At 65.7% G+C, this 14,625-nt stretch carries 16 protein-coding genes and 1 tRNA gene; 7 read left to right on the top strand and 10 right to left on the bottom strand.

All coding sequences use genetic code 11. From position 1 onward, the window contains the following. The first annotated feature begins 27 nt into the window (after nt 1–27). A tRNA-His gene (locus tag QTH86_RS10360) sits at nt 28–103 on the top strand. Nucleotides 104–234: 131 nt separating this feature from the next. Next, complete coding sequence (locus tag QTH86_RS10355) at nt 235–576, top strand: H-NS histone family protein (RefSeq protein ID WP_286644772.1); 342 nt, start codon at nt 235–237, stop codon at nt 574–576. 84 nt (nt 577–660) lie between these two features. Here QTH86_RS10355 and QTH86_RS10350 read toward each other — a convergent pair whose 3' ends face one another. Then, the gene (locus tag QTH86_RS10350; protein ID WP_286644773.1) at nt 661–1,647 is read right to left on the bottom strand and encodes an NADPH:quinone oxidoreductase family protein; all 987 of its coding nucleotides are present in this window, start codon (nt 1,645–1,647) and stop codon (nt 661–663) included. Nucleotides 1,648–1,772: 125 nt separating this feature from the next. Between QTH86_RS10350 and surE the strand changes: the two genes are divergently transcribed. The 4 genes from surE to rlmD all read left to right on the top strand — a co-directional run bounded on the left by surE (nt 1,773) and on the right by rlmD (nt 5,789). Continuing rightward, entirely contained in the window at nt 1,773–2,531 is a 759-nt protein-coding gene (surE, locus tag QTH86_RS10345) for a 5'/3'-nucleotidase SurE (protein WP_286644774.1), read from the top strand. 40 nt (nt 2,532–2,571) lie between these two features. Next, entirely contained in the window at nt 2,572–3,354 is a 783-nt protein-coding gene (locus QTH86_RS10340) for a protein-L-isoaspartate(D-aspartate) O-methyltransferase (RefSeq protein WP_444813673.1), read from the top strand. A gap of 11 nt (nt 3,355–3,365) precedes the next feature. Next, nucleotides 3,366–4,271, top strand: a complete 906-nt coding sequence (locus tag QTH86_RS10335; protein WP_286644775.1) for a peptidoglycan DD-metalloendopeptidase family protein — start codon at nt 3,366–3,368, stop codon at nt 4,269–4,271. Nucleotides 4,272–4,343: 72 nt separating this feature from the next. After that, nucleotides 4,344–5,789, top strand: coding sequence for a 23S rRNA (uracil(1939)-C(5))-methyltransferase RlmD (rlmD, locus tag QTH86_RS10330; protein ID WP_286644776.1), 1,446 nt, complete (start codon nt 4,344–4,346; stop codon nt 5,787–5,789). Between the two features lie 46 nt (nt 5,790–5,835). On the opposite strand, the gene QTH86_RS10325 is transcribed toward rlmD, so the two are convergent. Further along, entirely contained in the window at nt 5,836–6,537 is a 702-nt protein-coding gene (locus tag QTH86_RS10325; RefSeq protein WP_286644777.1) for a Bax inhibitor-1/YccA family protein, read from the bottom strand. A 165-nt stretch (nt 6,538–6,702) separates the two neighbouring features. On the opposite strand from QTH86_RS10325, the gene QTH86_RS10320 reads away from it, so the two are divergent. Next, complete coding sequence (locus QTH86_RS10320) at nt 6,703–7,110, top strand: GlcG/HbpS family heme-binding protein (protein ID WP_286644778.1); 408 nt, start codon at nt 6,703–6,705, stop codon at nt 7,108–7,110. Between the two features lie 184 nt (nt 7,111–7,294). On the opposite strand, the gene hemP is transcribed toward QTH86_RS10320, so the two are convergent. The 8 genes from hemP to QTH86_RS10280 all read right to left on the bottom strand — a co-directional run bounded on the left by hemP (nt 7,295) and on the right by QTH86_RS10280 (nt 14,585). Then, complete coding sequence (hemP, locus tag QTH86_RS10315; protein ID WP_286644779.1) at nt 7,295–7,507, bottom strand: hemin uptake protein HemP; 213 nt, start codon at nt 7,505–7,507, stop codon at nt 7,295–7,297. A 103-nt stretch (nt 7,508–7,610) separates the two neighbouring features. Next, on the bottom strand, nt 7,611–8,027 hold the full coding sequence (locus tag QTH86_RS10310; RefSeq protein WP_286644780.1) for an ExbD/TolR family protein: 417 nt from the start codon (nt 8,025–8,027) through the stop codon (nt 7,611–7,613). Nucleotides 8,028–8,032: 5 nt separating this feature from the next. Then, nucleotides 8,033–8,743 carry a MotA/TolQ/ExbB proton channel family protein gene (locus tag QTH86_RS10305; RefSeq protein WP_286644781.1) on the bottom strand — a complete coding sequence of 237 codons (711 nt, stop codon included), beginning with the start codon at nt 8,741–8,743 and terminating at the stop codon, nt 8,033–8,035. Between the two features lie 19 nt (nt 8,744–8,762). Further along, a complete protein-coding gene (locus QTH86_RS10300; protein WP_286646723.1) occupies nt 8,763–9,464 on the bottom strand; it encodes an energy transducer TonB in 702 nt (233 codons plus the stop codon). A gap of 98 nt (nt 9,465–9,562) precedes the next feature. Next, complete coding sequence (locus QTH86_RS10295; RefSeq protein WP_140842751.1) at nt 9,563–9,835, bottom strand: (2Fe-2S)-binding protein; 273 nt, start codon at nt 9,833–9,835, stop codon at nt 9,563–9,565. Nucleotides 9,836–9,946: 111 nt separating this feature from the next. Continuing rightward, complete coding sequence (locus tag QTH86_RS10290; protein WP_286644782.1) at nt 9,947–10,627, bottom strand: Fe2+-dependent dioxygenase; 681 nt, start codon at nt 10,625–10,627, stop codon at nt 9,947–9,949. An 86-nt stretch (nt 10,628–10,713) separates the two neighbouring features. Then, nucleotides 10,714–13,038 (bottom strand): catecholate siderophore receptor Fiu, encoded by a 2,325-nt coding sequence (locus QTH86_RS10285; RefSeq protein ID WP_286644783.1) that lies wholly within the window; start codon nt 13,036–13,038, stop codon nt 10,714–10,716. Between the two features lie 185 nt (nt 13,039–13,223). Beyond that, nucleotides 13,224–14,585 carry a sulfite reductase subunit alpha gene (locus QTH86_RS10280; RefSeq protein WP_286644784.1) on the bottom strand — a complete coding sequence of 454 codons (1,362 nt, stop codon included), beginning with the start codon at nt 14,583–14,585 and terminating at the stop codon, nt 13,224–13,226. Nucleotides 14,586–14,625: the final 40 nt, after the last annotated feature.

Genomic DNA, 14,625 nt, shown 5'->3' with positions numbered 1-14,625 from the left:
TCTGACGCTATAATCGACGGCTCTGCGGTGGCTGTAGCTCAGCTGGTAGAGTCCCAGATTGTGATTCTGGTCGTCGTGGGTTCGAGTCCCATCAGCCACCCCAACTGCTTTGTATAAAAGGCGCCCGTTGTAAGACGGGCGCTTTTTTTTTGGCATTTGAGGTTTCGAGCACTTGTGGCTATTGCGTTCTCAATTAAAATTCAGCTTTCCTTAAACCGACCCTGGGACGCTCAAATGGCATCTACGCTCGCCGACATCAATTCGCAGATCAAGAAGAACGAAGAGCACATTGCGCAATTGCGCAAGCAGGCCGAGGAACTGCGCAATCACGAGCGCGCAGGTGTGATCGAAGAGATTCGCCAGAAGATTGCGGAATTCGGTTTGACGGCTGCAGACCTCAAGCTGTCCACGCGGGGGGCGGGCGGCAAGCGCAGCGTGAGCGCGGCACCAGCAAAGGCTGCGAAGTACCGAGGTCCGGCCGGTGAGACGTGGTCGGGGGGCCGTGGCCGCAAGCCGCGTTGGGTTACCGAGGCCCTGGCAGCCGGCAAGTCGCTGTCGGACTACGAGATCAAGTAACGCGTTTTCGCGCGCATGGCGCAATGAAAAAGGCCCGCAGATGCGGGCCTTTTTCATGGGTGCTGCATTGGCACTGTTGCCAGGTCAGTTCACCATCACCAGTTTGCCTTTGACGCCCCGCGAACCCATGTGGGCGTAGGCGGCTTTCAATTCGCCCATCGGCATGGTGCTGTCGATCACTGGCTTGATCTTTCCCTGTTCATACCAGGTTGCCAATTCCGACATCATGTGTGCATTCGCCTTTGGCTCTCGCCGAGCGAAGTCGCCCCAGAAGACGCCGACGATCGATGCGCCCTTGAGCAACGTCAGATTCAGGGGCAACGCGGGAATGCCACCGCCGGCGAACCCGACCACGAGATAGCGGCCGCGCCATGCAATGGAGCGGAATGCCGGTTCGGCGAAGTCGCCGCCGACCGGGTCGTAGATCACGTCGGGCCCTCGGCCGCCCGTGGCTTCCTTGATCGCGTCGCGAAAGCCGGTCGGCAGTGCGTGCGTTGAGTAATTGATGCTGCGATCGGCGCCGAGTGATTCGCAGAGTGCGCACTTCTCGTCGGTCGACGCGGCGGCGATGACCGTCGCGCCTGCTGCCTTGGCGATCTGGATCGCGGCCGTGCCGACGCCGCCTGCGGCCCCCAGGACCAGCACCGTTTCCCCGGCCTTCAGTTGCGCCCGGTCCATGAGGGCGTGCCACGAGGTGCCGTAAGTCATGATGAAGGCGGCTGCGTCGACCAGGTCGAAGCCCGCGGGCAAGGGCATGCACTGCGCAGCGGGCGCGATCACATGGGTGGCGAAGCCGCCGGTACCCGACAGGCACGCCACGTTCTGGCCAGGCTTCAGATTCGTGACGCCGTCGCCGACGGCCTGCACGACGCCCGCGTACTCCGAGCCCGGCACGAAGGGCAGAGGCGGCTTCATTTGGTATTTGTTCTGTACGATCAGCAGATCGGGAAAGTTCAGGCTGGCCGCCTTGATCTCGATGAGCACCTGTCCCGGTCCCGGCGTGGGCGTCGGGAGTTCTTTCCAGGTCAGCGCATCGACGCCGGTGGGGTTTTCGCAAAGCCAGGCATGCATGCAGATGTCTCCTTCGATGGGTCGCTCGGGCGGGGAAAGCGGGCCATGATAGGGTGCCAGGAACGCGGTTCTTGTCCCTGCGGCGACCGACCCGGCGCCTACAATCGCGCGCACTCCCAGACGCCATGAAGATACTCATTTCCAACGACGACGGCTTCCAGGCGCCCGGCATCGTCGCCCTGCACGATGCGCTCAAGGACTTCGCCGATGTCGAGGTCATCGCCCCCGAGCACAACAACAGTGCCAAGTCGAACGCCCTGACGCTGGCCGCGCCGCTGTATGTTCACGAGGCCCACAACGGCTTCCGCTACGTCACGGGCACGCCGGCTGACTGTGTGCACATCGCGCTCAAGGGCGTGCTGGGCTACAAGCCCGACCTGGTCGTGTCGGGCATCAACAACGGTGCCAACATGGGTGACGACACCATCTATTCCGGGACCGTTGGCGCAGCGATGGAAGCGTACCTCTTCGGCGTTCCGGCCATCGCCTTCTCGCAGATCGAGAAGGGCTGGGCGCATGTCGATTCGGCTGCGCGGGTCGCGCGCCGTCTGGTCGAGCGCATCGAGCGCGAGCGCATGCTCGAAGGGCCGGCGTGGTTGCTGAACGTCAACATTCCGAACCGGCCGTTCGACGAGCTCAAGCCCATCAAGGTGTGCCGGCTCGGCCGCCGGCATGCGGCGGAGAAGGTGATCACGCAAGAAAGTCCGCGCGGCGAGACCATGTACTGGATTGCCGGTGCCGGTGGCGCCAAGGACAGCGGCGAGGGTACCGATTTCCACGCCACGTCCGAAGGCCATGTGGCGCTCACACCGCTGCAGATCGACCTCACGGACCATGCCAACCTCGGGCAATGGCGCGACACCGTGACGCGTCTGCTGCGGTGACCGTGCTGCGCCCCATGCCGTGCGGCGGAGCAGGCCGCTGATGTCGTCCAAGCCGCCTTCGAGGCCCGGGTTTCCGGTGCGTCTCACGCCGACGGCGTCCGCCGTCACCCGCGGCCGGCAGCCCGCCGTCCCGGTTCGCCCGCTGGTGCCGACCACGCCGTCGATGGCCTCCGACGCCATCCGTGCGCGGATGGTGCAGCGCCTGGCCGCGCAGGGCGTGGCCGACGCGCGCGTGCTGAGGGCGATGGGCACGGTCGAGCGGCATCTCTTCGTCGACAGCGCGCTTGTCAACCAGGCCTACGAGGACACGAGCCTGCCGATCGGCCTGGGCCAGACGATCTCCAAGCCCAACGTGGTGGCGCGCATGATCGAACTGCTGCTCGGCGCGCCGGCGCTGGCCGGCAAGCCGGGCGACCGGCTGGGCCGGGTGCTGGAAATCGGTACCGGTTGCGGTTACCAGGCCACCGTGCTGAGCCATGTGGCGAGCGAGGTCTACAGCATCGAACGACTCCGCGGCCTGCACGAGCGCGCCCGGGCCAATCTGCGGCCGTTCCGGCTGGCGACCGTGCACCTGCTGCTCGGCGACGGCATGGTGGGCTATGCCAAAGGCGGGCCCTATGCCGGCATCATCGCGGCGGCGGGCGGCGAGGCCGTGCCCGACGCCTGGGTCGAGCAGTTGGCGGTCGGCGGGCGCATCGTGGCGCCGACCCATTCGCCCGGCGGTGGCCAGGCACTGGTCGTGATCGATAAAACCGTCACGGGACTGCAACGCCGCGTTCTTGAGGCGGTTCATTTTGTCCCCCTAAAATCGGGGATTGCTTGAAGGACGAACACATGCAGGGATTTGGCAATCGGCGCTGGGCGGCTGGTTTGATGTTGGCGTCGATGCTCGTGCTTGCAGGGTGTGCGTCGCCAAGCGGCCCCGTGCCGGTCGAAGATCGCGGCATCATGGCCCGCGGCAATGGCAGCGCCACGCCGCCTGCGCCAGGTCTTCCACCGATCACCACCGACGCGTCCGGCAAGCCGCTGCCGGGCATCGAGAACTACGGCAAGCCCGGCTACTACGCCGTTCGCCCCGGTGACACCATCCGCCGGATCGCGAACGAGACCGGCCAGACCTGGCAGAACATCGCGCGCTGGAACAACCTCGACAACCCCGACCTGATCGAAGTCGGGCAGGTTCTGCGGGTGATCGCGCCCGGGGCCACTGTGGCGGCGACGGCGCCGGCCACGGTCGAGCCCAACGGCGTGGTCACGCGCCCGGTCGCGCCCCAGCCGACGGTCACGCCGTCGAGCCCCACGGCGCCCGTGGCGGCGGCCAGCGCACCGGCCAAGCCGGCGACGCCGCCTGCGGCCGCGTCGGGGGACGAAGACCTCGGTTGGATCTGGCCGGCGCACGGCACGCTCATCGCGGGCTTCGACGAAGCCAAGAACAAGGGCCTGGACATCAGCGGCAAGGCGGGCGATTCGGTGCTCGCCGCTGCCGATGGGCGCGTCGTGTACGCCGGCGCCGGCTTGCGCGGCTACGGCAATCTCATCATCCTCAAGCACAACAACACCTACCTCACCGCCTATGCGCACAACCAGGCGTTGCTGGTGAAGGAAGACCAGTCGGTGCAGAAGGGGCAGAAGATCGCGGAAATGGGCAACAGCGATGCCGACCGCGTGAAGCTCCATTTCGAGATCCGCCGCCAGGGCAAACCGGTCGACCCGGCGCGTTATCTGCCCTCGCGCCAGTAGCTGCAGCAGTTCCACGACGACGGCGCGCCGGGTGCGCGCCGTGTGGCATCAGGCCGCCTGAGACAATCCCCCATGACCGAAAAGACAGAAAAAGGCGGCGCTGCCCCAGGCGCCACCGATGCCCGCGATGAATGGCTGACCGTCGAGTCGCTCGACCTCGATGCCCAGGGCGTGGCGCACAAGGCCGATGGCATGGTGGTGTTCATCGAAGGTGCCTTGCCTTTCGAGGAGGTGCAATTCAACCAGCACCGCAAGAAGAACAACTGGGCGCAGGGCACGGTGAGCGCGATCCGCCGCGAATCGTCGCAACGCGTGCGCCCCGGCTGCCCGCACTTCGGGCTGCACACCGGCGCCTGCGGCGGCTGCAAGATGCAGCACCTCGATGCGGCGGCCCAGGTGGCCGTCAAGCAGCGTGCGCTGGAAGACAACCTCTGGCATCTCGGCAAGGTCAAGCCCGAGAACATGATGCGTCCGCTGGAAGGGCCGGCCTGGCATTACCGCTACCGGGCGCGCCTGTCGGTGCGCCACGTGGTGAAGAAGGGCACGGTGCTGATCGGCTTTCACGAGCGCAAGAGCCGCTACCTCGCCGACATGCAGGTGTGCCCCGTGCTGCCCGTGCGGGTGAGCGACATGCTGATGCCGCTGCGTGCGCTCATCGGTTCGCTCGATGCCCACGCCACCTGCCCGCAGATCGAGCTGGCCTGCGGCGATGCGCCGGACGGCACGAGCTTGGGCGTGATCGCCCTGGTGCTGCGCCATCTCGAGCCGCTGTCGGTCGCCGACCTGCAACGCCTGCGCGACTTCGCGTCGCTGAACCCCGGCGTGCAATGGTGGCTGCAGCCGAAGGGGCCCGACACCGTCCACCTGCTGGACGAAGGCGGCCCCGTGCTGTCCTATGCCTTGCCAGCCTTCGGCGTGACGATGCCGTTCAAGCCGACGGACTTCACGCAGGTCAACCCGCACATCAACCGCGCACTGGTCGGGCGCGCCCTGCGTCTGCTTGACGTGCAGGGCGACGAGCGCGTGATCGACTGGTTCTGCGGCCTGGGCAACTTCACGCTGCCGCTGGCCACGCGGGCGCGCGAGGTGCTGGGCATCGAGGGCAGCGACACGCTGGTCGCACGGGCAACGGACAACTTCGAGCGCAACCGTCCGGCCGTGCCGCCGCGCGGCGCGCTGGCGCCGGCCCGCTTCGTCGCGCGCAACCTGTTCGAGATGACGCCGGAGATGCTGATGGCCGATGGCGCGGCGGACAAGTGGCTGGTCGACCCGCCGCGCGAAGGCGCCTTCGCGCTGGCCAAGGCCTTGGCCGATCTGCACCTGCAGGAGGGCGGGCTGCCCTCAGGCTGGACGGCGCCCAAGCGCATCGTCTATGTGAGCTGCAATCCATCGACGCTGGCGCGTGACGCCGGCCTGCTGGTGCACCAGGCAGGCTACCGGTGCACGGCGGCCGGTGTGGTCAACATGTTCCCGCACACGGCGCACGTCGAATCGATCGCCGTCTTCGAGCGACCATGAAGAAAGGCCCCGACGGGGCCTTTCTTCTTTGGAGCGGGCAAACCGGTCAGTCGCGCTCGCCGCCGAAGATGCCGAGCAGTGCCAGCAGGCTCTGGAACACGTTGAAGAGATCCAGGTACAGCGCGAGCGTCGCGCTGATGTAGTTGGTCTCGCCGCCGTCGATGATCTGCTTCAGGTCGTAGAGCATGTAGGCCGAGAAGATCGCGATGGCGGCCACCGAGATTGCCATCATGCCGGCGCTGGAGCCGACGAACACGTTGATGACCGCGCCCACCATCAGCACCATCGCACCGACGAAGAGCCATTTGCCCATGCTGGACAAATCGCGCTTGATGATCGTCGCGAGCGAGGCCATCGCGAAGAACACGCCGGCCGTGCCGCCAAAGGCGATCATGATAAGGTCGGAGCCGTTCTTGAAGCCCAACACCATCGCGATCAGCCGTGACAGCATCAAACCCATGAAGAAGGTGAAGGCCAGCAGCACAGGAACCCCGGCGGCTGAATTCTTGGTCTTTTCGATGGCGAACATGAAGCCGAAAGCGCCGACCATGAAGACGACCAGACCGAGCCCGCCGGTGAGCGAGCGTGTGATGCCCGTGGCCACGCCCATCCAGGCGCCCAGCACGGTGGGCAGCAGGCTCAGGGCCAGCAGCCAGTAGGTGTTGCGCAGGACGCGCTGGCGGTCCGCCTGGGGCAGGGTCTGGCCATAGCCGACGGCGGTGTCGAGGGTGTTGACGCGGTCGTTCATTGCTGAAACTCCTGGGGTGGGCTGCGGGGCTGCAGCGCAATCGTCATTTTAGGACGCCGGCTGGCCGGTCCGTGACAAAAATCTCAATCCCTTGTTCTGGCATTCAGAAACTGCCGGGCGGATGCGCGCGCTATGCTCGCAGGTTTTCCAACCACCGTTCCAGCCATGAAGACCAAGTCCTTTCTCGAACTCGCCGACGTCAAGGCCATCGCGGCGGCTGCCGAAGCCGAAGCGCTCAAGAACAACTGGGCCGTGACGATCGCGATCTCGGACGACGCCGGCAACCTTCTGTGGCTGCAGCGTCTGGATGGCGCCGCGGCGCTGTCGTCGCACATTGCACCGGCCAAGGCCCACACCGCCGCCATGGGCCGCCGCGACAGCAAGGTCTACGAGGACATCATCAATGGCGGCCGCACCGCGTTCCTGACCGCACCGACCGTGCAGGGGCTGCTCGAGGGCGGTGTGCCGATCGTCAAGGACGGCCACGTGATCGGCGCGGTGGGCGTGAGCGGCGTGAAGTCGAACGAAGACGCCCAGATTGCCAAGGCCGGCATCGCGGCACTCGGTCTCTGAGCCGACACTCACCGCTGCAAAGCAAAACGCCGACCTTCAGGTCGGCGTTTTCGTTGATGCGGTGTCAAGGTGGAAAAAAAGCTTGGCTAGTCGGTGAACCGTTGGCTAGCAAAAAACGACCCTTCGGAGAGTGATCTCCTCGAGTCGCCCCACGATGAAACTTGCGCGAGGGGCGGCTGATCGCTTACTTGGTGAGGATCAGCTTGCCGAGTTTGGTGGCCTGCAGGCGGTAGAGCGAGCCGTTGTGCATGATGCCCACGGTCTTGCTGCCGCGCAGCAGGTCGGTGCTTTCGACCAGAGGCACCGGTCGGGTAACCGGCGACGAGAGGGTGCCGCCGCCCGACTGGTCGAGCGAAGGATGGCTCAGAACGGAGAAGGAGTTGGGCGTAGCAGGCATCTGGCTTCCTATATCGAAAACAATGACTGAATGATAATGATTCGCAATAATAAGTCAATCACCGCGATCGATTTATTTTCAGTCGCTGGTCAAGGGCAGGTTCTTACTTCGCCGCGTCGGGCTCGGTGATGAAGCCGATCTTGCGCACGCCGGCTTCGCGCGCGGCCGACATCGCCTGTGCGACCCGCTCGTAGCGCACCGCCTTGTCGCCGCGGATGTGCAGCTCGGGCTGCGGGTCCTTGGCCGCCTCGGTGGCCAGCAGCGACTTGAGCGCGCTGTCGTCGATCTTGTTCTCGTTCCAGTAGTAGCTGCCGTCGGCCGCGACCGTGAACAAGATGTTCTGCGGCTTGGTTTGCTCCGGCTCGCTGGTCGCCTGGGGCAGGTCGATGTTCACGGCGTGTTTCATCACCGGCACGGTGATGATGAAGATGATGAGCAGCACCAGCATGACGTCGACCAGCGGCGTCATGTTGATCTCGTTCATCACCTCGTCGGGTTCGTCTTGGGTTCCGAAGGCCATGGCGTTCAGCCCTTCTTGAGTGGCACGATGGTCGCGTCGGTCGACTGGACGCGCGCGCCGGTCACGAAGTAGGCGTGCAGGTCGTGCGCAAAGCTGTTGAGCTTGGTCAGCACGAACTTGTTGCCGCGCACCAGCGCGTTGTAGCCGAGCACGGCGGGGATGGCGACCGCCAGCCCGAGCGCCGTCATGATGAGCGCCTCGCCGATCGGGCCGGCCACCTTGTCGATCGTGGCCTGGCCGGCCGAGCTGATGCTCATCAGTGCGTGATAGATGCCCCACACCGTGCCGAAGAGACCGATGAACGGTGCGGTCGAGCCGACCGAGGCCAGCACGGCCAGGCCGGCTTGCAGGCGCGCGGTGAACTCGTCGATGCCGTTGCGCAGCGAACGCGTGATCCAGTCGCTCACGTCGAGCGCGTCATGCAGATGTGCCTTGGTGTTGCGATGGTGCGCCGCCGCTTCGCGGCCTTCGAGTGCGAGTGCACGGAAGGGGTTGCTGTCGTCCTTGCCGAGCTTGTTCAGGGCGGTGGCGAAGTCCTCGCTGTGCCAGAAATCCTGCGAGTGCTTCGCCAGACGCTTGTACTTGATGACGTCCAGCGCCTTGATGAAGATCACGATCCAGGACGCGAGCGACATGCCGATCAACAGCACGGCGACGGCCTTGGTGACGAAGTCGCCCTGACTCCATAGGTTCATCAGGCCAAAGTGGGAATCCATACGAAACTGCTCCAGAAAATTAGTTGAGAACCCAGTTGATCGGCACGTTGAACTCCATCGGTTCAACGACCCCATTGCGTTTGCCCGGTACGTAGCGCCAGCTCATCACGGCGGTGCGTGCTGCCTCGTCGAGGCGTTCGTAGCCACTCGATTCGCGGATCGAGGCGCTTTTCGGCAGCCCGTCAACGCCGATCAGCACGCGAACGATCGTCTTGCCCTGTTCGCCCAGCCGCTTGCTCATGGCGGGGTACACCGGTTTCGGGTTGTTCAGGTAGTCGGCGTTGGAAGACGGGAGCTGAACGGCCGGTGGCGCCGGCGGAGCCGGCGGCGGGGATGGGGGCGCGGGTGGCGCTGGCGGAGCCGGCGGGGCGAGTGGCGGTGCAGGTGGTTGCGGCTCGACCACGCCCGTGGGCGCGTTGGGGGCGGGCGCCGGTGTCCGAATGGCCATCGGACGCGGCGGTGGCGGCGTCCGGATTTCCTTGGGCTTGGGGGCCGGCGGCGGGGGAGGGGGCGGTGGTGGCGGATCCTTGGGCTTGGGCGGTTCGATGAACTCGCTCAGGATTTCCACGGGAATCACCACCTCGGCGGCCTTGCGGATCAGCCCGCTCTGCAGCGCCCAGAGCGCAGCCACGTGGAACAGCACCACACTGCCGGCGATCACCGCATTGCGGGACAGGCCCAGCGTGCTGGGAGGAGACGAAGAAAAGCGGTCGGACACGATTTACCCATCGATCAGAGCATGCCGAAGGCACACCCTACTTGCAGCTTAAACCGCTGTCTATTTGCGAAAGATCCACCAGACCGAGCCGGCGACGAAGATCAGGCTGCCAGCGAGTGCCGTGAGGAATTCCATGCGTTGCTCTCCTGGATCGAAGTGGCAAGCTGGATGGCCCGGGTCCCGTCGCCGCGGTTGAGTGCCGCGACAGGGTGCGAAGCGCTGCACTGTGCGACGACGTCGCGGGCGCATCCCTCGCATTGGCCACATTGCGTGGCGACCCCCAGCTCGAACTGCACTTCGTCGAAAGTCATGCCGGCGCGCGCATGGCGGGCGATTTCCCGGTCGGACACTCGGCGGCACACGCAGACGATCATGGTGGTGAAGGCGCTTTGGCTGGCTGATTGAAGATGGACGATTATAAATACGAATTTGTCGCATTTGCAATCACTATGGCCTTGCCCTTGACGCCCGGTCGGTCATGTGGATTACACCTCGGACCACATCCGCAGGAGGTTGTGGTAGTGGCCTGTGAGCGCCACCGTCTCTTCGGTGTCGCCGAGTCGGCCTCTCAATTTCTGGATCGACTGGTCGAGCTCGAAGAGCATGCCCCGCCGCTGGTCGTCCCGGATCATGCTTTGCAGCCAAAAGAAAGAGCAGATTCGCGCGCCGCGGGTGACAGGGTGCACCCGGTGCAGGCTGCTCGAGGGATACAGGATCAGGTCGCCGGCCGGCAGCTTGACCTCGTGCGTGCCGTAGGTGTCGACCACTTCCAGGTCGCCGCCGTCGTAGTCGTCCGGGTCGCAGAGGAAGAGCGTGCAGGAGAGGTCGGTGCGCAACGTGGCGTCACCGTCGGGCAGGCGCCGCACGGCCCCGTCGACGTGGAGCCCGTAGTGCTCGCCACCTTGATAGCTGTTGAAGAGCGGCGGCACGAATCGCAGCGGCAGTGCCGCCGAAAAGAAAAGCGGGTGGCGCGCCACGGCCGCCAGCACTTGTTTTCCCAGCTCCCGGGCGATCGGTGAATGCTCGGGCAGTTGGCGGTTGTGCTTGACCTGCGCGCCTTGGGGGCCAACGGTCTCGCGCCCGTCGACCCAGTCAGCGGCGTCCAGGGCGGCGCGCAGGGCGTGCACTTCATCTGCACTCAGAACGTGGGGGACATGCAGCATCATCTTGGGGGTCTGCTCCAGTGAAAAAGCCCCGGCATGGGGCCGGGGCTCAGTATTGCAGCGCAGCTGCCGCCGCGCCTTGAGGCGCGTCAGAACGCGAAGTTGGCGGTGAGCCGGAACGTGCGCGGCGCGCCCGGCGTGTAGCGGTAGCCACTCTTGTTGATCGCTGCCACGTAGTCCTTGTCGAGCACGTTGTAGACATTGAACTGCAGGTCGAAGTTCTCGTTCACGCGGTACGTGGCCATGGCGTCGACGACCCAGTAGGAATCGATCTGCGCTGGCGTCCCGACGGCGCCGTCCGTGCCGCGCTTGATCGCGCCCGTGTAACGCGCACCGGCACCGACGGTCAGGCCGAACGGCAACCGGTAGGTCGTCCACGAGGTGAATGCGCGCCTCGGCGTGTAGACCAGCGCGGCACTCCCATCGGCGGAAACCGGAGGGCCGCTGAGCACGGTGGCGTTCATGGTGGTGAAGCCGGCGCTGGCGCCCCAGTTCGGCGTGATGGCGCCGGCGAGGCCGAGCTCGACGCCCTGGACGCGCTTCTTGCCCGTCTGGTAGTAGACCGCCGTGTTGGTCGGGTCCTGCACCACCTCGTTCTCGACCTCGGTGCGATAGAGCGCCGCGGTGAGCGCGAGCTTCTTGTCGAGCAGGTCCCACTTGGTGCCGACTTCCGCCGTCTTGGCCTTCTGCGGCTCGTAGTTCACGTTCGCGGCGCTGTTGGCCGAGGTGCTGAGCGCGAAGTTGGCGCCGCCCGGTGGTTGCGCGGCGGTGCCGTAGGCCGCATAGATGCTACCGTTCTCCGCGGGCTTGTAGACCAGGCCGAGCTTCCCTGTCACCAGGTTGTCGGACGTGCTGAGCGACGTCGACACCAGCGTGCCGACAGGCAGCGTCGGATTGCTGGTCGCGGTCGAACGCGTGCCCGCGAGGTAGTCGGTGCTGTAGTGGTCGACGCGCAGGCCGCCAGTCAGTTGCCACTGCTCGTTGAACTTGAGCGTGTCGAACACGTACATGCCCACCGTATCGGTCGTGCCCTTGCTGTCTGCGCCGTTGCGGATGCGGTTGTAGCCGGTGACGTTCGGGTTCGGGTTGTACAGATTGGCGGCCGGCCAGCTGCCGCTTCCGACCGCGACGCCGTTGCCGAGCGCGTTGATGCCGTAGTAGCCGTAGCTGTCCTGCTCTTCGCGCATCAGCTCGACGCCTGCGTTGAGCGAGTGGCCGACGCTGCCGGTGTTGAACTTTGCGCTGACGTTGGTCTGGTTGGTGAAGATCTTGTTGACCTGGTCCTTGTTCGTCGGGTTGCTTCGCGCCAGGGTCCAGCCGGCCGGGTTGGCGGCGCTCGGCGTCACGATGTTGGCGGAGGTGCCCATGAAGGCCGTCAGCATGTAATCCTGCGACGTCTTGGCGTAGCGGGTGGTGTTGCGCAACGTCACGTTGGGTGTCAGGTCGTGCTCGAAACGCGCGGTGAACATGTCCGACTTGACCTTGTCGAAGTCGGAGGTGGTGCCGTAGTAGTTGCTGGAATCGACACGCGCGGCCGTGCTGAGGAATCCGCGTCGGGCGTCCGGACTCGCGAAGCCGGGCAGTCCGATGGTGGGCACGCCGCCATCCGGGATGTTGTCCTGGTCGACATGCACGTAGTCGAGATAGACGCGGGTCGGGCTGTTGAGCCCGAAGGCGAGCGACGGCGCAATCGCCGAGCGCTTGTTCTTCACCACGTCGCGCCCGGCGACGTCGGAGTCGTCGACCACCGCATTGAGCCGGAAGGCTGCGCCGATGCCGTTCTCGCCGCTGAGCGACTTGTTCCAGTCGACGCTGCCGCGCTTGAAGTTCGCGCTGCCGAAGCCCAGCGATCCGTTGAAGCTGTCTTCCAGGCTGGGCTTCTTGGTGATCATGTTGATGTAGCCCGTCGGCGACGTGCGGCCGACGTCGGTGCCGGCCGGACCCTTGACCACTTCGACCTGCTCGATGTTGAAGGTGTCGCGCGACACAGAGCCCAGGTCGCGGATGCCGTCCACGAAGATGCTGCTGGAGCTGTCGAAGCCCCGCATGTAGATGGTGTCACCGGTGTTGGTGTTGCCGTTCTCGCCCAGGAAGAAGGTGCTGGCACCGGGGGTGTTGCGCAGCGCCTCGGTCAGGGTGGTGGCGCCTTGTTCGCGCAGCACCTGCTCCTTGATGACGGAAATCGTCTGCGGCGTGTCGACCAGCGGGGCCGTGAACTTTGTGTTGGCGGAGGTGTCGGCCTTGTAGTCGGGCGCCACCGAATCCTGCACCCGCACTTCCTTCAACGTGCTGGTCGCCGCAGTCTGGGCGCCGACCGGCATGGCCATGACGATCAAGGTGGCGGCTGCTGCGCTGGCGAAGGGTGGAGTGGTGGAACGCGCAGCGTGCTTGCGCGCTTTGATATATGACGCCATGAAGGTCCTCTGAGGTTTTTCTGGACTCGACTGGCTGCGCCCGGTAGCGCCGACATCGGCGGATCGAGGAGGCGGTGGCTGGGTGAGGCAGGCACTGAATGGCCTGCTACGCGAATGATAATGATTCGCATATAAAAATCCTCAAGATTCTTACGTGTTGTTGCCAAGACGCCACGGAGCCGGGACTAGTAGACGTCCCGGCAGTACCGCCTTTCTGCGGTCAGCGCGCGGATCTGTGCATCGCCCGCCAACTCGCGCAATGCCGCATCGACGCCCGCCGCCATGCCTTGCAGGCTGCCGCAGACGTAGATGGCGGCGCCACGCACCAGCCAGTCGCGCAATTCGTCGCCCAGTTGCAGAAGTCGATGCTGAACGTAGAGCCGCTCGGCTTGATCGCGCGAGAAAACCATGTCCAGCCTGCGCAGCGTGCTGCTGTCGCGCCATGCCTCGAGTTCCGCACGGCACAGGAAATCGTGCGACGCATTCCGCTCACCGAACAGCAGCCAGTTCTCGTGCTGCCCCGCGGCGGCACGCGCACGCAGGTGGCCGCGCAGGCCCGCCAGGCCGGTGCCGTTGCCGATGAGGATCAGGGGCCGGGCGGCATTGCCGTCAAGTCGGAAGTTGCGGTGCGGGCGCAGGCGCATGGCCACCGAATCGCCGAGCGACAGCGTGGAGGTCAGCAGGCCGGAGGCCGCCCCCAGCGTGCCGTCGGGATGGCGCTCCTGTCGCACCAACAGCTGCAGTTCTCCATCCGACGGGATCGAGGCGACCGAGTAGTCGCGCGGCCGGGCGGGATCGTTGACCAGCGCGACCTGCACCAGATCGCCGGATTGCCAGTCAGGCACGACGCCGTGCGGCGCCTGGAAGCCGAGATGGTAGACCGGGCCGCCTTCGCTGCCTGGATTGAGCAGCTCGCGCCGGACCAGCCGCCAAGGTGCGAATTCGGTAATGACTTCGCCGGCACCGGAGGCCTCGCCACCGCCCCATTGCGCATGCCAGTCTGCCAACGCGGCCGGGTCGCCGTTGTCGACCTCGATGCGGGGTGCGACCGGCACGGCACCGGTCGATTGCAGCCATGCATCCAGTGCGCGGCCGAAGCCGCAGAAGCGGTCGTACTGGCGATCGCCCAGCGCGAGCAGGGCGTAGCGCAGCGTCGGCAGCGTCTCGGCCGCGCCCATCCAACGTTCGGTGAAGAGGCTGGCGCCGTCCGGGGCGTCGCCTTCGCCGTAGGTGCTGGCCACGAAGAGCGCACGTTGCGCGGCGCGCAGCGTCTCGGCGTCCACGTCGTTGAGCGAGAGCACGCGCACCGGCGTGCCCTTGGCATGCAGCGCGCGGCCGGTCTGCCATGCGATTGCCTCGGCCTGTCCGGTCTGGGTCGCGAAGACGACCAGCATCGGCGATTGCGCGCCGTCACCGGCCAGTGCCGTTGCGGCGCGCGCCGCCGCGGCGTGGCGACGGCGCTGGCGCCACCAGATCGCCAGGCACATGGCGACGTATGCAAGCACCAGCAGGCCCGCAGCCCCGATGCGATGGAAAGGCTCGGTCATCGATCAGCGGCGCGAAGGGCGTTGTGGCAGCGAGAGATGG

It is taken from the genome of Variovorax sp. J2L1-78, assembly GCF_030317205.1.
Lineage (GTDB): Bacteria > Pseudomonadota > Gammaproteobacteria > Burkholderiales > Burkholderiaceae_C > Variovorax > Variovorax arabinosiphilus.
The sequence above is the reverse complement of the archived record's forward strand: the minus strand, read 5'-3'. Positions and strand labels throughout refer to the sequence as shown.